The sequence below is a fragment of the Flavobacterium sp. JLP genome (assembly GCF_015350755.1).
Classification (GTDB): Bacteria; Bacteroidota; Bacteroidia; order Flavobacteriales; family Flavobacteriaceae; genus Flavobacterium.
Genome location: NZ_JADKPS010000003.1, coordinates 117,591 through 133,649, shown reverse-complemented (window position 1 = coordinate 133,649; position 16,059 = coordinate 117,591). Strand labels below are relative to the sequence as shown.

The window sequence follows — 16,059 nt, the reverse complement described above, 5'->3', positions numbered from 1 at the left end:
TTAGAAAAAATTAATTATAAATTATAATTGTTATGAAAACAAAATATATAGTAAAAGGATTAATAGCCACATTCTTGCTCGCTTTTGCAGTTTCAAGCTGCGAAAGTTATACAGATGAATTGTTAGATGGTTTAGGAAATACAAGAGAATTTTCTCCTATATCACTTACGGCAAAAGTAAAAAATCAAACTACTGTTGAACTTAATTGGACAGTAAACGAAGCTGCAGATCATTATGTAGTAGAGTTTAGCGCAGATGATGCTGAGTTTAAAACAATTTATAAAACAGTTGAAGTTACTGCAGCACAATTACCGGTATCTGTTGCCTTAGAAGGTGAAACTGTTTATTCTATCAGAGTAAAAGCAATTACAACTGGATTAGCAGATTCAAAATGGTCTGTAATAACAGCAACTACTTTATCTGAACAGCTTTTCTTACCGGTACAGCCAGTAGATATCGAAGCAAAACAAGTTACTTTAAGATGGACGCCTAATAGTAATGTTACTCAAATTACAGTTGCGCCAGGCGGTATTGCACACACTATTACGGCTGCAGAAAAAACAGCAGGAGTTGCAGTAATAACTGGACTTACAGGAGAAACTGCTTATACGGCTACATTGCTTAACGGAGCAAAAAAGAGAGGCACAGCCACTTTTACAACTGGAATCGACATCGGAACTGGTATTTTAGTTAAACCTACAGATGACTTGAATGCAGCAATTTCGGCAGCAAACCCAGGTGCAGTATTAGTTTTGATGCCAGGTGATTATACCGTTTTTACAGCGGAGTATATTTTAACAAAACCAATTACGATTAGAGGTTTGAGAAGTTATGATAAGCCATTAATTCATGGTAAATTCACTCTTAATGCTGGAGCAACTTCGCTAAGTTTAATTGATTTAGATATCAATGGAGATAAAACACAGACAGATGTTGTAAAATACAATGAAGTAAGTGCAGGATATGGAGCTCTTTTAATTAGTGGTTGTAATATTCATGATTTTGCAAAATCATTGATATCACAATCTGTTACAGGAAGCACTAAAATTGCTTCTGCTACAATCGAAAACTCTATTGTTACAAATGTATTGACTACTGGTGGAGATTTTATCGATTTTAGAACTTCAAATTTAGCTTCTTTAACACTTAAAAACAGTACTTTCAATAATTGTGCTGTAGCCCGTGATTTTATCCGTATCGATAACGCAGCTGGTCTAACAGGAACTGGTTTAACAACTAATGTATTGATTGATGCTTGTACGATTTCTAATAAAGGTATGACAGCAACAAATAGAATTTTATATGTTCGTTTTAATGCTAATGCATCTATAGTAAGAAATACAATATTTGCTGATACTCCTGGAATCTATTCAAACCAAAATGGTACTGCAACAGCAACAACACCGCCAACGTTTACAGCTAATAATTACTTCAATTCAAGTTTATTATACACAGTTGGTGCCGCTGCCATTACAGTTGATAAATCAACAACCTATACGACATTGAATCCACAATTTACAAATGCAGCTGCTGGAGACTTTACAATAAGTAATCAAGCGTTAAAAGATGCTAAAGTGGGAGATCCACGTTGGATTAAATAATATTTTTACAGTTAGTTTAGTAAAAAGGGATGCAGTTTTGCATCCCTTTTTTATTTTTATATAGCGTGTGGTTTAAATCCGTCTACTCCGCGTACCATTGACACCAACAATTTATTCAATATCCAAATCAAATTTTTCTAGTAATCCTGCCAGTGCAGCATGCGACACTCTAGTTCTTTTGATTTTGTTTTCAGAAGGATCAAAAGCGTAATTCCTTGAACTTCTAAAGTCTGTTTTTTCCAAGATGCATTCCACGAAAGTGGCATTAGACAAATCGCAGTTTTTAAAGATTGCCAGAGACAAATCGGTATTCGAGAAATCAACATCTTTTAAGGAACAATCAATGAATTGGGTTTTCTTTAATTTTTTATAAATGAAAGTCGAATAATCTAAAAGACAATCATGAAAATTCATCGAAAATAAAAAACTGTTGCTTGAGCTGAAGTCTAATCCCATTAATTTACAGCCAATAAATGTGATATTTTTTAAACCTGTATTTTTAAGAACGGCCAATGAAAGATTACAGTTTTTAAACGTACAATCTAAAAAGTCAATCGAACTGAAATCGCTTTTTGAGAAGTTGCAATTGATGAACTCGCAATTTACAAATTCGTTATCCGTTAGTTTTTGATCCGAATGATCAATCGTGTCAAAAGTTTTGTTTTGATGCAGTGCAGCTTCCATAAATAATTAAGTTGAGGTTGAAGAGGATTTGGCTAAGCCGATTTATTCTAATTCGATACAGTCAAAAATGTTGTTTTGAAGAAGTAATTCCGAAATTTCGATTTCGCTGTCGATTCTTAAAATGTTATCACAATCTTCAAGATCAAAATTCCACGAAGCATCTGGCGGCAATTCCTGAAGAACTGTTGCTGCTAACTCTAATTTGGATTTTGTATCAACTGAAGTTTTAAAAACATAAATCATAATCTGCTCTTTTTTTATGGTGCAAATTTCAATAAATGCTTTTTGAGTTGATAGGATTCTGTAATCAATAATTAGGATTTATCAATCAATTTTCGGTATTGAATAGGAGTAAGATCTTCGTGTTTTTTAAAGAAACGGCTAAAATAAGATTGATCTTCATGACCAACATGCATTGCTATTTCGCTAACCGAAAGCGTAGTTTGATATAATAAATATTTGGCTTCAAGCAATATGGTTTCATCAATCCATTTTGTGGCCGACTTGCCGGTTGCAGTTTTAACTGATTTGTTGAGATGATTCGGCGAAACATTCAGCAATGAAGCATAAAACTTTACCTGATGATTTATTTTAAGATTGGCGTAAATGAGTTCTTTAAACTTAGCCGAAAGCGCCATTGCAGCTGTTCCGTTTTTAGAAGTTTTTACAGCATTTTTATTCATTTCACAAAACAACGCCATTAAATAAGACTGAACAAGTTCTAAATTAGAAATACCATTTTCAACATATTCAACTTGTAATCGATGAAATAAATTGAAAATAAAGAACGCATTTGTTTCTGAAAAAGCAATATTTGGAGTACCGCCAATTTTTAGAAAATCAAAATCGTGGATCATTTCGCCGTTGGCATATTTTCCAATTAAAACATCAGGATGAAACTGACATATATAACCAACATGCTTACTGTTAATGTGTTCTATTGAGAAAATCTGCCCAGCCGGAACCACAATAATTTCGTTTGGATTTGTTAAGTATTCTTCAAAGCCAATTTTAATTACATGAACGCCCGAAGTTATGAAAATAATGGTATGACAACTGTGTTTAGAAGGCGGAACAGGATGCTGCAATTGCATTGTTTCTTCCATCTTCAAGCAAAAAAAACGTTCTGAATTTGATGTAAAAAGCTGATTTGCCGGATTATCTAAACCAAGAAATTTTTCTCTAAATCCCTTCGCTCCGTACGTTTTTACTTTTTCAGCTGTTTTGTCTTTCATTTATCGGGAGAAGATTCGCTCTTGTTTAGTTTTCAGAATCAATATCAAATTTAAAGAAATCAAATAAACCGAAAAGAATTAACCAAGCAGCAAAAATGTATACCAGCACTTTTTTATAATCAAATTTATTGTAGTTCATCGCACGAAGCCACTCGTCTTCGGGTTCAGATAATTTATAGTACACAATAAACAGCCCCAAACCTAATGCGGCAAGCCCTGCAATATACTTAAGAATCATGTTAGGTTTAGATTTTTTGATTTCTCCATAAAAAATGATAGAGGAAACAATTACAAATAAAAGCAACAACAGATCTGTATTTATAAAATTATGATAATGTATGCATATTCTCCAAAGATCTGCTAGACCAACAATAATTAAAAGGGCTCTGGAAGTGACCCAAAAAGGATAGGAAGAAGCATAAAGTTGTTTCATATAAATGGGTTGGTTAGTTTAAATTAATTGGTTTATTTTTTGTCAATAATACAATCTAAAATCGAGTAATTGGCACAAAGCATAATGTTTTTGGTACAATTCTTCAACAACTTCCACAAGATCGTCATTGTCTTGATACAGGCTAAAAAAAGCTTTGTCGATTGTACTTGAACTAGCTATTTTATTGTAAGTAGATCCGTAGCCCGAAATCGCGCGCGCACCAGTAATGTCAAGAAAATATTGGGCTTCTTCTTCGTTTAAATCTAATATTTTCTTATTCGCAAAATGAATGATTTTCCCTTTCATTTTTCCTTCAAAAAGTTCTGCAATTTCTTCAAGGCTGTAATAATAATCGTGAAGACAGATATTGTTAGGTTCTCCTGGCATTACGAGATAAATAATTTCATAATCCTTAAAATTATGATCTTCGTAAAGCAGTACATTCAAACTTTCTTCTAAGCCTTCGATGGTATCGCAGGTTTTATAAATACTCGCAATGCCTTGATCGATAGCAATTTCCTCTAAGTTTCGAACCACTTGAGTTTCTAAATAAGTATCTACATCAGGAACGCCTTCCAGACAGAAAATAAATTTATCATTATCCATAAGAGTACACTTTCAGGTTGGAATTAGTGATGAAAGACTCACTTTGTTTTGGTTCTAACAAAAGTATTTTTTTATGAGGAAAAACAGTTATAGGATTAACATTTTAACTTGTTTTTTTGAATGGTTGAGCGTTTTTAAATTTTAGCAGAAAGAAGTAACCGCGCTAAAATGAAAATAATTATAATGAAATGATATAAAATATTTTAAAAATATTGCATCAAATAGATACAATTTGGAACAACTATTACATCGCCTTTTCCGCACCAAATCACTAGTTTTGAATTACTGAATATACATTTCAAAAGCAATAAAAAAAAGTCAAAATGGTGAACGAGAGAGTGATGGAGAAGTTAGGCATATTAGCAGATGCTGCAAAATATGATGTTTCGTGCGCGTCTAGTGGCAGCAAGCGAGAGAATAAAAACAAAGGAATTGGAGATGCTAAAGGCTACGGAATTTGTCATGCTTTTACAGAAGACGGACGCTGTGTTTCCCTGCTCAAAATTTTACTTACAAACCACTGCATTTTTGACTGCGCCTATTGTGTCAGCAGAAAAAGCAATGATATTAAACGTGCTGCTTTTACCGTTCAGGAAGTGGTAGATCTTACTATTGGTTTTTATAGAAGAAATTATATTGAAGGTTTATTTTTAAGCTCCGGTATTTTTGATAATGCAGATTATACAATGGAACGTTTGGTTCGAATTGCCAAGAAATTGCGTTTAGAAGAAAATTTTAACGGCTATATTCACTTAAAAGCAATTCCAGGCGCAAGTGACGAATTGATGAAAGAAGCCGGAATTTACGCTGACCGTTTAAGTGTAAATGTAGAAATGCCAACAGAGCAAAGTCTTAAATTACTAGCGCCGGATAAAAATCATATTGATGTGATTAAACCGATGGAATATCTTAAAAATGAAATTATCGGTTACAAAGAAGAAAAGAAACTCAATTATAAAGCGCCGTCTTTTGCTCCGGCAGGTCAAAGCACACAAATGGTAATTGGCGCAACAAAAGAAAGCGATCTTGAAATTCTTGGAATGGCCGATTATTTTTATCAGCAAATGAATATGCGACGCGTTTATTATTCTGGATATGTCCCAATTAGTAATGATAACCGCCTTCCTGCTATTGGAACACCAGTGCCGATTATACGTGAAAACCGTTTGTATCAAGCCGACTGGCTGATTCGTTTTTACGGATTCAATGTAAATGAAATCGTTGGTTTTAATCAGCCAAATCTTGATTTGGATATTGATCCAAAATTGGGATGGGCTTTGCGTAATTTAGATCAGTTTCCGGTTGATATTAATACCGCCGATTTAGAACTTATAAAACGAATTCCGGGAATTGGTTATTTAAGCGCTAAAAAGATTGTTGCTGCAAGACAGTTCAAAAAACTTGTTCCGTATGATTTAAAGAAGTTAGGAATAGCCTATACGCGTGCTAAATATTTTTTGGCTTTTGCAACGCCGTTTCAAATGCAGAGAGATTTTACTTCCATACAAATCAAAGATCAGATTTTAAATATTCAAAAAAGTAAATACAAAAACGATTTCTCGAACCAGCTTGCCTTATTTTAATAAAATGACACAGATAATTTATGACGGAACTTACGAAGGCTGGCTTACTGCCGTATTCGAAATTTATGAATATAAATTAGAAGATATTGTTTTTGCAAAAAATGAAGCTTCTGCTGCTTTGCTTTTTTCTACTTCTCATTATGTTATAACTGATGAATCAAAAGCAAACCGTGTTTTAAGCGGCCTGAAGAAACGCCTTTCGGCAGAAGGATTTGCAGCTCTTTATAAAGCATTTTTATCAGATGTAAACGAGATTGAAGAAATAATGCTTCGGTTTGCAAAACATGTTTTATCAAGTTCAAAAAATGTGGAAGAAGATTTTAGCAACAATGCCGTTTGGGATCTCAGAAAAGCAACCCGATTGACCAGAAAAGAAGCACATAGAATGGAAGCTTTTGTTCGTTTTAAGCTCACGAAAGATGAATTATATTATGCTATAATTGAGCCCGACTGCGATGTTTTGCCACTCATAGAAAATCATTTTAGAAAACGCTACGCAGATCAGCGCTGGTTAATTTATGATACAAAACGTAAATACGGAATTTATTATGATCTTGAAAATACTTCAACAATACAGCTGCAGTTTAATCCGGGAGCGAGTTCATCTAAATTTTTAACTGAGATATGCGATGAACAGGAAGAGTTTTTTCAGGAGCTGTGGCGACACTATTTTACCCATGTAAATATTGAATCGCGAAAAAATATGAAAGTTCATTTGCAGCATATGCCAAAACGTTATTGGAAATATTTGACAGAGAAAATTCCGAATATAAAGAAAGAGGCTCGTTAAGGCCTCTTTCTTTATTCTAATTAATTATTTTCAACCAGTTCAATATCCATTGTTTTGATCAATCCATCTTTAAAAGTATAGACATGTTTTACTAATCCGTCAAACATTAATCCGCCTTGCAAATCTTTTACATTTTGATGCACCTTAACTTCTAAGCTTCCGTTTTCTCTTTCATTAAAACCAACAGGCTCAACTTTCGGGTTTATTTCAGTCCATTGTCTGGTCCAATATTCCTTAATTTCATTATGTCCGCTAATATAACCGCCCTCCCAAGCTTTAGACCATTGTACATCTTCCTGCATTGTCGATAATGCGTTATCAATGTTTCTTTCATTAAAAGAATTATAGGCTTTCTTGATGGTATCTTCGAATTGATTTTTCATTACTTTTTAAATTGAATTAATAAAAGTTGTTTTACAGATTAAGCTAATGTACAATCTTTTTAGTTTCTGTTTTGAAGAAATTTTTCTGAAATTATAATGCTTCTAGCTGCCAAGATCCGGAATATAAAATTTTGCTATTTCTTCAATTATGTCCTGTGGAGCACTTCCGGTAAGATTTGTAAAAAGTAGTATGGTGAGATTATCTTTAGTATAAATTACAAAAGCGGCACGGCCTCCACCAATAGGAGCAACTGCAGGATGTTTTTTCCTATTTATCACTGGCCAGCCCAATGCGTAGGCATTTAAAATTCCTCCAAAGCCATCAAAGGTTCCATTGTTTAATTTTACAGGGTTCCAGATTTCATTTATCTTTTCTTTGTCTTTTAGAAGTTTTCCCGACTGTAAAGCAAGAATCCATTTTGTCATTTCTTCGGCTGTTGTAAAAGCACCAGCATCAGCTTTCATTTTTGTCGGAAATTCTTCGTGTGTCTCTACTAACTTATTGGTTTTACTATATTCATTTGTTATTTTGTCTTGAAAATAATACGAATAAGTAGGACTTTTGTTTTTAATGACATCATAGGAATTTGCATAATATATTGAAGTCATTCCAGCCAAATCAAATTGATTTTTACGAACAAAAGTTTCAAAATCTAGTCCGCTGCATTTTTCAATAATATGCTGTAAAATGAAATAATTTGTGGCATTGTAATAGAATTTTTCTCCTGCATTAGATAGTAAAGGCAGTTTTTTGACTTTAAACCAAGCCGAATCCTGACCCTTTCCTCCAATTAAATCTCTTTCATCTTCAATATCAGGAAGGCCAGAAGTATGACTCAGTAATTGCTTGATTGTGATTTTATTCCAAGATGCTGGAATCGAATCTATGTAAAGAGAAATAGAATCCTGAATATTAAGTTTATTTTGTTCTTCTAATTGCATTATGGCTACGCTGGTAAAAACTTTTGCAATAGAATTTATTGAAAAAATGGTATTGGTTTTTACAGGCATTGAAAAGGATACGTTTGCAATACCAAATGCTTTTGAAAGAAGAATTTTTTTATCTTTAATAATTACTAACTGACAGCCAGGAATTTTTTGTTTTTTCATTTCGGCTCCTAGATAATTTATCACTTTAATCGTTTTATCTTGTGCTGAAATATAATTTTGACTAACAAAAAACATACAAAATATTAAAAATCTTATTTTCATAACAGAGTGGTATTTTTTTGAGTTTACATTCCCGGCCAATAAAGAAAATTGAATTTATGACCATCTGGATCTGCAAAACCAAATGTATATCCTTTTTCGAATTTTTCTGGTTCAGAATAAATTTTTCCTCCAGCTTCTTTAACTTTAAGATACCATTGATCCACTTCTTCTATGCTTTTGGCAGAAATTGAAAAAATTATTTCAGTTTCGTTTTCAAGATTGGCAGCTTTGCTTCTCGCACTTTCTTCAAATCTAGTTTTTATAAAGAAATTAATAACAAATTTACCTTTGCTAAATAAAATACTAGATAATTCATGCGTACGATTTCCGTTGGTTTTAAAACCCAAATCGGTGTAAAATTTGGTTGTTCTGTCTAAATCATTCGAGGCAAGATTTGCCCATATCATTTCAGGTTCCATAAGCGTAAATTTTAGATTATTTGCGGTAACTAAGTTATGAATTAATGTTTTTCTATAGTTTTATATTGTAGGTATTTGCTTTTCTTTCAAAATGATAAAATCATATCATTTTGATAAGGAAACTGGTAAGTCTAAACGATGCTTTTTCTGATTAAGTATTTGTTTGTGAGTATTTTGTGTTTTTGTAAAGTTTTGTTGATACCGTTGGTATATAATTTGGATAGAAGGATTTTATACTTTCAAATTTACTAATAAATAGTAAGTACACTAAAATATGAAAACGCAAAAACGTACTATAGATTTTTTGAGCAAAGATTTTCTATCGGGTAAACCAATTCAAAAAGAAACAACCATATTACTCAACAGTCAAACGAATGAAGAACTTTTAGATTTCACGATTGACGTTGCTAATTCTGAACATGTTTTTTGGGTAAAAGAGATTTGCGAAGTTACATTGTCATCTGCATTAGCTCGCGGAACAGGCATTTCAGGTCGGTCAGCAGCATCGCTTGAGGAAAAAATGAAAAAAGGCGAAGCTGTTATTGCTTTTGCATCAAATGGCAAATGGGCAGGATTCTCGTTTATCTCTTCTTGGGAAAATGGGCGATATGTTTCTAATTCCGGATTGATAGTTGCGCCTGAATTCAGACATACAGGTTTGGCAAAAAATATTAAAAGAAAAATTTTTGAGCTGAGCCGTCAAAAATATCCAGAAGCAAGCATATTCAGCTTGACAACAGGCTCGGCAGTAATGAAAATGAATCATGAGCTCGGTTTTGAGCCGGTTACTTACGCAGACTTAACTGCCGATGAACTTTTTTGGGAAGGATGTAAATCTTGTGTCAATTGCCCTATATTAATGAATAAAGAAAGGAAAAACTGTTTGTGTACAGCAATGCTGTTTAATCCAAAACAGAATAATCGTAATGTTTAAATTAGATTTTCAATCAGTTGAATTTGAACGTCAATAACTTGCTGTTATTCCTGTTCTAAATTATCAACAGCAGAAATCTGATCCAATATATTGGTTTGGTTTGGCGAAATGTAATTTTTTATTTCAGGAGCGGTTTCCTTCTTAAAAAGAATGTCTAATGCATTATAAAGTCGTAATAAAACCTCTCTATCCTCTTTTTCAATCTCTAAGGCAGTGTTGAAATTAAAAACATAATTATTCGAATTGCGTACTTCTACTTTTATCGTTTTAGATGTGATTTTGAATTTGACGATATCCATATTGTTATAAATTTATTAGTTTGCAAAAATGCTATTTTAATGGCAGTTACTGCGGTTATTTTTGTGTTTTTTTTATTTGAATAAAAATTTGTCTGAATAATCAAAGCATTCATAATATTTGCGGGAATCTGTAATCAAACTTAAAATAATTCCAGCTGATTATTGGGATTAATTGGTTTGTTTTTTGGAGGCTTTGCATCGCCAAAAATAGTTCGTCCGCCGTATTGGTGTGATTCGTGTCTTTCTCTTTGAATCAGTGCATCAAAGTTAGCATTAGGCGTAAAGCTTTCTTCAGCTTTTCTTGAGATTTCAGATAACTTTTGAATCGCTTGAATTTTGTCACTGTTGCCTATTTTGGCACGATTAATTGCTCTTTGTAAAGTATCAATGGTCTCATCATAAATTTTTACGGGAACAGGAAATGGATGCCCGTCTTTTCCACCGTGAGCAAAAGAAAAACGCGCTGGATCTTCAAATCGGGTAGGAGTGCCGTAAATTATTTCACTTACCAATGCTAATGATTGCAGTGCTCTTGGTCCCATTCCTTTTAAAAGCAAAAGTTCTTCAAAATCTTCTGGTTTATTTTCGTGAGTTGCCCAAAGCATTGCGCCAAGTCTTTTCATATTAACATCTTCCATCCTGACATCGTGATGCGCGGGCATAGAAAGGTATTGCATCTCTTTCATAATTTTTGTGGGAGACTCTTTTGATAATTCTAAAATTCCTTCTCTCGATTTTGTTGCTGCCTGAGCGGTAAGATTTAAAATAGAACCTTGATTTTCACCATAAATAAAAGTATGCGGCTCATTTATAAAAGATTTTAAATCTTGTGAATGCCAATGATATCGTCGCGCAGTTTTAGAATTGGGATTCATGCCTTGCTGAATAACAGCCCATTGTCCTTTATTATCAACGATAAAATTATGCTGGTACAATTGAAATCCGTCTTGAATTGCTGTATTGTCAACTTTAGCAGTAAGTTTACTGCAATTCGCAAGATTGTTGCCGTCAAGACCTGTTTTTTCGCCTACAGCTAAAAGTTCTTGTGGAGTTAACATTGAATGTTTGCCTTTTCCTCCGCAGATATATATGCCAAGTTCTTTTGAATGCGGGTTTACTGATTTTTTTAATGCTCCAAGTACAGAAGTTGTAATTCCAGATGAATGCCAGTCCATTCCCATCACAGCGCCAAAACTCTGAAACCAGAAAGGATTACTAAGCTTGCTTATCACTTCAGAGGTTGAAAACTCCAAAGCAATCGTTTCTACAATAGCAAAACCAAGTTTAGACATTCGTTCGGCAAGCCATAATGGAACATGTCCATAATGTAAAGGAAGATCTGCTGTGCCGGAACGTTTCATTTGTTAGATTTGTATTTACACAAAAATACGTAAAATACTTTTAAATGCTTTTTAGGATAATATTTTTACTTTTCAAGTTTTTATACGGATGAAAAATAACTTTAAGCCTAATTGATTCAAATTTCCTGCCGGATTAGAAGTGAATTTTAAAAACAAACCCTTAAAAATTTCTGTTTAAGGGTTTGTTTTTTGTAGCGAGGACGTGAGTTAAACCATTAACCCGCTCCGCTAAGAGTTCCTTTTGAAAAGCTGCTCAAATATCTTTGACTTTGCGAAATTTTTAGTTCTGTTTTTTATATAGAATCAACAAACTGTATTTTATAATTTATATTAAATTTTGGTTTAAACTCAGAGGCATTTGCGCAACATTGCTGATGAAGACTTTGCTTTTGATAGAATTAAAAGTGTAACATAGATTTTACAATGGATTAATCAATTACAATACTGTCAATTGCATTTTCCATCGCAGTTTCTTTTATTCCCGGAACTTTTAGTCCTTCAGCTCGAATAGCTATTAAATCACTCATGCCCAAAAAGCCAAGAAAGGCTTGTAAATATGGAACTACAAAATCATTGGCTTTGCCGGGACCTTCTGAATAGACACCACCAGAGGTCATAGCAACATATACTTTTTTATCTCTAACCATTCCAATAGGTCGCCCGTCTTCACCATATCCAAAAGTTACTCCGGGTCTGGTAATATGATCAATCCAGGCTTTTAAAGTTGAAGGTATTGTAAAATTGTAAAGAGGAGCTCCAATAACAATGATGTCTGCATTAAATAATTGTTTTAATAAATCATCAGAAAAGCGGATAGATTCTTTTTGTTCTTCGTTTAATAAATTAGGAGGAGAAAATAAGCTGCGAAGAGAATCAGGATTAAGATGTGGAATTTCATTTTCTGCCAGATTAAGTTCTTCAACCGTGCTGCCGGGATACTTTTTCTGAATTTTTTCTACAATAAGCTGTCCAAGCTTAATACTATAAGATTGATTTCCTTGAATGCTTGACATTAAGTGAAGAATGTGTTTCATAATTTAGAGATATAAAATTTAAAAATTAAAACCCGAATGTGTCAAAATCGTATGTTCATTTTGACTTAAAAGCATGACTTTGTTTTAAGGTTTACTTAAGGCAAAGCTAAGAGTATCAGCTATGCAAAAGATAGTAGTTACCTAAAGGAAATCAGTTACTTTTAGGAAAGTTTGTATCTTTACAGCTATGAAAACAATTGAAAAAGAAGTACTTCCAACACAAGATGAATGTGCAGGATCGCTTAAAAACATACTGGATGCCCTGTATGTTTTAAATGGCAAATGGAAAATTGCTTTGATTCTAAGTCTTGTGCAGTCTCCTAAACGGTTTAATGAAATTCGTAAAGAAATTGCAGGAATCTCTCCCAAAATACTGGCAAAAGAACTAAAAGATTTGGAACTAAATGATTTTATTAAACGTACTGTTTATCCAACAACCCCAGTAAGTATTATTTATGAAGCAACAGATTACAGCCGAACTTTAAAAAGTGTAATTCGTGAACTCAGTGCGTGGGGTGAGCAGCACAGAGAAAAGGTGAAAGAAAGTATGAGAAAATAATAAATTGATTCTATTTCCACGCTCCGGGAAGAGTTCCTTTTGAAAAGCTGTGCAAATGTCTCTGACTTTGCGCAATTTTTTTGCTTGTTAGAAATTGTAAACGTTATAAAAGTCTTGGCGATGAAGACTTTGTGGAATGGGGGGATCGTTTTGCTTTTCAAGTTTTTATGCAGATGAAAAACAATTTTAAGCTTAACTAATTCAAATTTCCTGCTAGATAAGAAGTAAATTCCAATAAAAAACCCTTAAACATTTCTGTTTAAGGGTTTTGCCTTTTGTAGCGAGGACGGGAGTTGAACCCGTGACCTCAGGGTTATGAATCCTGCGCTCTAACCAACTGAGCTACCTCGCCTGGACTGCTATCAATGAATTCCTGATTGCGGGTGCAAAGATAGAAATAATATTAAAGCTTACAAGAATAAAATGAAGAAAAAAAAATATTTTTAAAAACGCATTGTTTTTGGACATATATTCTTATATTTCGAAAAAATTTAAAGTAGCACATGGATCCAAAAATACGTTACGAAATCGAGTTTCCTATAAATTCTTCGCCACAATTATTATATCAATATATATCAACGCCGTCAGGTTTGTCAGAATGGTTTGCAGACAATGTAAACTCAAGAGGCGAATTTTTTACTTTCATCTGGAATGACTCGCAAGAAAAAGCGCGTTTGGCTTCTAAAAAAACGGGAGAAAAAGTTAAATTTAAATGGGTTGACGAAAGCAGTAAGGATACTGAATATTTTTTTGAACTTCATATCTTAGTCGATGAATTGACGAAAGATGTGTCGTTGATGGTTGTCGATTTCGCTGAAAAAGAAGAAGTAGGAGAGGCTAAACAATTGTGGGAGAATCAGATCTCTGACCTGAAACATCTTATAGGATCTGTTTAGTAAATCTCTATTTTATACCTTATATTTGCCCTGAACAAAATTCAGGGTTTTTTTATGATCAATTTTAACGGAAACATAGCTGCGCAGGAAGAGAATATATTAACTCAAAATCGTGCTTTTTTGTATGGAGATGGGGTTTTTGAAACACTAAAAATAATCAACAGCAAAATATTGTTTCTCGAAGATCATTATTTTAGGCTAATGGCTTCAATGCGTGTTGTCAGAATGGAAATCCCCATGAACTTTACCATGGAATTCTTTGAAGAACAAGTTTTAAATCTTGTAAAACAAAACGGAATTTCGGACTCAGCAAGAGCAAGGATTACCGTTTTTAGAAATGATGGCGGTTTGTATCTTCCTACAACAAATGAAGTTTCGTATTTAATTCACGCAACTGCTCTTGAAAACGCTTCTTACGGTTTAAATACGGCTGAATATGAAGTTGATTTGTACAAAGATTTCTATGTAACCAAACAATTATTATCGTCGATTAAAACGACAAATAAAATGATAAACGTAACCGGAAGCATTTTTGCTCACGAAAACGGTTTGGCTAACTGCCTTTTAGTAAATGATACTAAAAATGTTGTTGAAGGCTTACAAGGCAATCTATTTATGCTGACAGGCAAAAAATTAATTACACCTCCAATTTCTGAAGGCTGTCTAAACGGAATTATGCGTAAGCAGATTCTAGCCATAGCTAAAAAAGTAGAAGGCATAGAAGTAGCTGAAGAAGTAATTTCGCCTTTTGATCTTCAAAAAGCAGACGAATTATTCTTGACAAATGTAATCACAGGGATACAGCCGATAAGTAAATATCGAAAAAAGGAGTTTACAAGCAATCTGGCTCATTTATTAGTGCAGAAACTAAATGAATCCATTTCTGAAAATTAATTCAGATATGGATTTTCAGGTGCATTAGACCAAATAAGATAATCGCCACCGAGCTCAATAATTTGCTCTTTCCAAAAATGAGTGGTCGATTTGCCAATAATCTTGTTTTTGTAATTATTATCAGCAATGATCCAGGAGTTTCCCTGCATTTCACTTTCAAGCTGGTTTTCGTCCCAACCGGTATATCCTAAGAAAAAACGAATGTTATTTTTACTGATAGATCCGTCGTTAATTAAGTCTTTAGTTGATTCAAAATCACCTCCCCAATAAATTCCATTAGAAATCTCTACGCTATTCGGGATTAATTCAGGAATATTGTGAATGAAATATAGATTGTCCTGTTCCACAGGGCCTCCATTATATATCTTAAACGAAGCATCGATCTCAGGTATCAAATCATTAATAGTGTACTTTAATGGCTTATTAATGATAAAACCTATTGATCCTTCTTTGTTGTGGTCTGCTAATAAAATTACCGATCTATTAAATGATAAATCTCCAATTATCGAAGGCTCGGCAATAAGCAGGTGTCCTTTTTTTAATTTTTCTGAAATCATACGGCTACAATTTTTATTAAATTTAATCATAAAATTTTTAAAAACCCAAATAAAATCGTTAAACCGCACAAAAAAACCCTCCATAAGGAGGGTTTTGATTATATTATAAGTTTAGAGAACTTTCTTACTTAGTTCACTGCACCTTCTAACTCAGCTCCAGCTTTGAATTTTACAACATTCTTAGCAGCGATTTGAATAGTTTTTCCTGTTTGAGGGTTTCTACCGTCTCTAGCAGCTCTAGCAGATACTGACCAAGATCCAAAACCTACTAATGAAACTCTACCACCTTTTTTCAAAGTAGCTCCTACGTTTCCTAAAAATGATTCTAAAGCCAATTTTGCCGCAGCTTTTGTGATTCCTGCATCAGCAGCGATAGCATCGATTAATTCTGATTTGTTCATAATAATTAGTTATTAATTGTTGGTTAAAAAAAATTGTTAATACACAAATTTAGTAGGAAATCCGTTCCTTGCAAGTGTTTTCTTTATTTTTAGTAAAAATTGTTAATAACTTGCTTTTTTTGTTCATAACGCAGGTTGTTCGTCGATCAAAAAACAGGTAGAAACCCCTGTTTTACTG

Annotated in this window: 20 protein-coding genes and 1 tRNA gene; 7 read left to right on the top strand and 14 right to left on the bottom strand. The window is 33.5% G+C overall.

Going from position 1 to position 16,059, the window contains the following annotated elements; translation table 11 throughout:
• Nucleotides 1-32: 32 nt before the first annotated feature.
• Nucleotides 33-1,601 carry a DUF4957 domain-containing protein gene (locus IRZ83_RS10035; RefSeq protein WP_194568468.1) on the top strand — a complete coding sequence of 523 codons (1,569 nt, stop codon included), beginning with the start codon at nt 33-35 and terminating at the stop codon, nt 1,599-1,601.
• Between the two features lie 111 nt (nt 1,602-1,712).
• Here IRZ83_RS10035 and IRZ83_RS10030 read toward each other — a convergent pair whose 3' ends face one another.
• The 5 genes from IRZ83_RS10030 to IRZ83_RS10010 all read right to left on the bottom strand — a co-directional run bounded on the left by IRZ83_RS10030 (nt 1,713) and on the right by IRZ83_RS10010 (nt 4,559).
• Nucleotides 1,713-2,285, bottom strand: coding sequence for a pentapeptide repeat-containing protein (locus tag IRZ83_RS10030; protein WP_194568466.1), 573 nt, complete (start codon nt 2,283-2,285; stop codon nt 1,713-1,715).
• Nucleotides 2,286-2,327: 42 nt separating this feature from the next.
• Entirely contained in the window at nt 2,328-2,528 is a 201-nt protein-coding gene (locus IRZ83_RS10025) for a hypothetical protein (protein ID WP_194568464.1), read from the bottom strand.
• Between the two features lie 71 nt (nt 2,529-2,599).
• Nucleotides 2,600-3,520, bottom strand: a complete 921-nt coding sequence (locus IRZ83_RS10020) for a helix-turn-helix domain-containing protein (RefSeq protein ID WP_194568462.1) — start codon at nt 3,518-3,520, stop codon at nt 2,600-2,602.
• A 25-nt stretch (nt 3,521-3,545) separates the two neighbouring features.
• Complete coding sequence (locus tag IRZ83_RS10015) at nt 3,546-3,953, bottom strand: hypothetical protein (protein WP_194568460.1); 408 nt, start codon at nt 3,951-3,953, stop codon at nt 3,546-3,548.
• 42 nt (nt 3,954-3,995) lie between these two features.
• Complete coding sequence (locus IRZ83_RS10010) at nt 3,996-4,559, bottom strand: DUF6642 family protein (RefSeq protein ID WP_194568458.1); 564 nt, start codon at nt 4,557-4,559, stop codon at nt 3,996-3,998.
• 323 nt (nt 4,560-4,882) lie between these two features.
• On the opposite strand from IRZ83_RS10010, the gene IRZ83_RS10005 reads away from it, so the two are divergent.
• Together IRZ83_RS10005 and IRZ83_RS10000 are read left to right on the top strand one after the other, a co-directional pair.
• Nucleotides 4,883-6,142: a putative DNA modification/repair radical SAM protein gene (locus IRZ83_RS10005; protein WP_194568456.1), complete on the top strand. Its 1,260-nt coding sequence runs from the start codon at nt 4,883-4,885 to the stop codon at nt 6,140-6,142.
• Nucleotides 6,143-6,146: 4 nt separating this feature from the next.
• The gene (locus IRZ83_RS10000; RefSeq protein ID WP_194568454.1) at nt 6,147-6,932 is read left to right on the top strand and encodes a TIGR03915 family putative DNA repair protein; all 786 of its coding nucleotides are present in this window, start codon (nt 6,147-6,149) and stop codon (nt 6,930-6,932) included.
• 20 nt (nt 6,933-6,952) lie between these two features.
• Here the strand turns inward: IRZ83_RS10000 and IRZ83_RS09995 are convergent, their stop codons facing one another.
• From IRZ83_RS09995 to IRZ83_RS09985, 3 genes are all read right to left on the bottom strand, one after another.
• Nucleotides 6,953-7,315 carry a nuclear transport factor 2 family protein gene (locus IRZ83_RS09995; protein WP_194568452.1) on the bottom strand — a complete coding sequence of 121 codons (363 nt, stop codon included), beginning with the start codon at nt 7,313-7,315 and terminating at the stop codon, nt 6,953-6,955.
• A 102-nt stretch (nt 7,316-7,417) separates the two neighbouring features.
• Complete coding sequence (locus IRZ83_RS09990; protein ID WP_228520678.1) at nt 7,418-8,500, bottom strand: serine hydrolase domain-containing protein; 1,083 nt, start codon at nt 8,498-8,500, stop codon at nt 7,418-7,420.
• A 50-nt stretch (nt 8,501-8,550) separates the two neighbouring features.
• Nucleotides 8,551-8,946 carry a VOC family protein gene (locus tag IRZ83_RS09985; RefSeq protein WP_194568449.1) on the bottom strand — a complete coding sequence of 132 codons (396 nt, stop codon included), beginning with the start codon at nt 8,944-8,946 and terminating at the stop codon, nt 8,551-8,553.
• A gap of 274 nt (nt 8,947-9,220) precedes the next feature.
• Between IRZ83_RS09985 and IRZ83_RS09980 the strand changes: the two genes are divergently transcribed.
• The gene (locus IRZ83_RS09980; RefSeq protein WP_228520677.1) at nt 9,221-9,880 is read left to right on the top strand and encodes a GNAT family N-acetyltransferase; all 660 of its coding nucleotides are present in this window, start codon (nt 9,221-9,223) and stop codon (nt 9,878-9,880) included.
• A 44-nt stretch (nt 9,881-9,924) separates the two neighbouring features.
• On the opposite strand, the gene IRZ83_RS09975 is transcribed toward IRZ83_RS09980, so the two are convergent.
• The 3 genes from IRZ83_RS09975 to IRZ83_RS09965 all read right to left on the bottom strand — a co-directional run bounded on the left by IRZ83_RS09975 (nt 9,925) and on the right by IRZ83_RS09965 (nt 12,574).
• Nucleotides 9,925-10,179: a hypothetical protein gene (locus IRZ83_RS09975; RefSeq protein ID WP_194568448.1), complete on the bottom strand. Its 255-nt coding sequence runs from the start codon at nt 10,177-10,179 to the stop codon at nt 9,925-9,927.
• A gap of 140 nt (nt 10,180-10,319) precedes the next feature.
• A complete protein-coding gene (locus IRZ83_RS09970) occupies nt 10,320-11,540 on the bottom strand; it encodes a DUF763 domain-containing protein (protein ID WP_194568447.1) in 1,221 nt (406 codons plus the stop codon).
• Nucleotides 11,541-11,968: 428 nt separating this feature from the next.
• Nucleotides 11,969-12,574 carry an FMN-dependent NADH-azoreductase gene (locus IRZ83_RS09965; RefSeq protein ID WP_194568446.1) on the bottom strand — a complete coding sequence of 202 codons (606 nt, stop codon included), beginning with the start codon at nt 12,572-12,574 and terminating at the stop codon, nt 11,969-11,971.
• Between the two features lie 187 nt (nt 12,575-12,761).
• Here IRZ83_RS09965 and IRZ83_RS09960 point away from each other — a divergent pair, with 187 nt between their 5' ends.
• Nucleotides 12,762-13,133, top strand: coding sequence for a winged helix-turn-helix transcriptional regulator (locus IRZ83_RS09960; RefSeq protein ID WP_029272268.1), 372 nt, complete (start codon nt 12,762-12,764; stop codon nt 13,131-13,133).
• A 278-nt stretch (nt 13,134-13,411) separates the two neighbouring features.
• Here the strand turns inward: IRZ83_RS09960 and IRZ83_RS09955 are convergent.
• Nucleotides 13,412-13,485, bottom strand: a tRNA-Met gene (locus tag IRZ83_RS09955).
• Nucleotides 13,486-13,636: 151 nt separating this feature from the next.
• Between IRZ83_RS09955 and IRZ83_RS09950 the strand changes: the two genes are divergently transcribed.
• Nucleotides 13,637-14,029, top strand: coding sequence for an START-like domain-containing protein (locus tag IRZ83_RS09950; protein WP_026984135.1), 393 nt, complete (start codon nt 13,637-13,639; stop codon nt 14,027-14,029).
• A gap of 54 nt (nt 14,030-14,083) precedes the next feature.
• Nucleotides 14,084-14,923 (top strand): aminotransferase class IV, encoded by an 840-nt coding sequence (locus IRZ83_RS09945; RefSeq protein WP_194568445.1) that lies wholly within the window; start codon nt 14,084-14,086, stop codon nt 14,921-14,923.
• Here the strand turns inward: IRZ83_RS09945 and IRZ83_RS09940 are convergent.
• Both IRZ83_RS09940 and IRZ83_RS09935 read right to left on the bottom strand, forming a co-directional pair.
• Nucleotides 14,920-15,480: a YqgE/AlgH family protein gene (locus IRZ83_RS09940; protein WP_029272278.1), complete on the bottom strand. Its 561-nt coding sequence runs from the start codon at nt 15,478-15,480 to the stop codon at nt 14,920-14,922. The genes IRZ83_RS09945 and IRZ83_RS09940 overlap by 4 nt on opposite strands.
• Nucleotides 15,481-15,608: 128 nt before the next feature.
• Nucleotides 15,609-15,881 carry an HU family DNA-binding protein gene (locus IRZ83_RS09935; RefSeq protein WP_017498096.1) on the bottom strand — a complete coding sequence of 91 codons (273 nt, stop codon included), beginning with the start codon at nt 15,879-15,881 and terminating at the stop codon, nt 15,609-15,611.
• Nucleotides 15,882-16,059: the final 178 nt, after the last annotated feature.

Bases quoted from the DNA above. Each gene is read 5' to 3' on its own strand.
- IRZ83_RS10030 (WP_194568466.1), bottom strand. From the start codon at position 2,285: ATGGAAGCTGCACTGCATCAAAACAAAACTTTTGACACGATTGATCAT.
- IRZ83_RS10025 (WP_194568464.1), bottom strand. From the start codon at position 2,528: ATGATTTATGTTTTTAAAACTTCAGTTGATACAAAATCCAAATTAGAG.
- IRZ83_RS09960 (WP_029272268.1), top strand. From the start codon at position 12,762: ATGAAAACAATTGAAAAAGAAGTACTTCCAACACAAGATGAATGTGCA.
- IRZ83_RS09990 (WP_228520678.1), bottom strand. From the start codon at position 8,500: ATGTTTTTTGTTAGTCAAAATTATATTTCAGCACAAGATAAAACGATT.
- IRZ83_RS09985 (WP_194568449.1), bottom strand. From the start codon at position 8,946: ATGGAACCTGAAATGATATGGGCAAATCTTGCCTCGAATGATTTAGAC.
- IRZ83_RS10035 (WP_194568468.1), top strand. From the start codon at position 33: ATGAAAACAAAATATATAGTAAAAGGATTAATAGCCACATTCTTGCTC.
- IRZ83_RS09970 (WP_194568447.1), bottom strand. From the start codon at position 11,540: ATGAAACGTTCCGGCACAGCAGATCTTCCTTTACATTATGGACATGTT.
- IRZ83_RS10010 (WP_194568458.1), bottom strand. From the start codon at position 4,559: ATGGATAATGATAAATTTATTTTCTGTCTGGAAGGCGTTCCTGATGTA.
- IRZ83_RS09995 (WP_194568452.1), bottom strand. From the start codon at position 7,315: ATGAAAAATCAATTCGAAGATACCATCAAGAAAGCCTATAATTCTTTT.
- IRZ83_RS09980 (WP_228520677.1), top strand. From the start codon at position 9,221: ATGAAAACGCAAAAACGTACTATAGATTTTTTGAGCAAAGATTTTCTA.
- IRZ83_RS10005 (WP_194568456.1), top strand. From the start codon at position 4,883: ATGGTGAACGAGAGAGTGATGGAGAAGTTAGGCATATTAGCAGATGCT.
- IRZ83_RS09965 (WP_194568446.1), bottom strand. From the start codon at position 12,574: ATGAAACACATTCTTCACTTAATGTCAAGCATTCAAGGAAATCAATCT.
- IRZ83_RS10020 (WP_194568462.1), bottom strand. From the start codon at position 3,520: ATGAAAGACAAAACAGCTGAAAAAGTAAAAACGTACGGAGCGAAGGGA.
- IRZ83_RS10015 (WP_194568460.1), bottom strand. From the start codon at position 3,953: ATGAAACAACTTTATGCTTCTTCCTATCCTTTTTGGGTCACTTCCAGA.
- IRZ83_RS09975 (WP_194568448.1), bottom strand. From the start codon at position 10,179: ATGGATATCGTCAAATTCAAAATCACATCTAAAACGATAAAAGTAGAA.
- IRZ83_RS10000 (WP_194568454.1), top strand. From the start codon at position 6,147: ATGACACAGATAATTTATGACGGAACTTACGAAGGCTGGCTTACTGCC.
- IRZ83_RS09945 (WP_194568445.1), top strand. From the start codon at position 14,084: ATGATCAATTTTAACGGAAACATAGCTGCGCAGGAAGAGAATATATTA.
- IRZ83_RS09935 (WP_017498096.1), bottom strand. From the start codon at position 15,881: ATGAACAAATCAGAATTAATCGATGCTATCGCTGCTGATGCAGGAATC.
- IRZ83_RS09940 (WP_029272278.1), bottom strand. From the start codon at position 15,480: ATGATTTCAGAAAAATTAAAAAAAGGACACCTGCTTATTGCCGAGCCT.
- IRZ83_RS09950 (WP_026984135.1), top strand. From the start codon at position 13,637: ATGGATCCAAAAATACGTTACGAAATCGAGTTTCCTATAAATTCTTCG.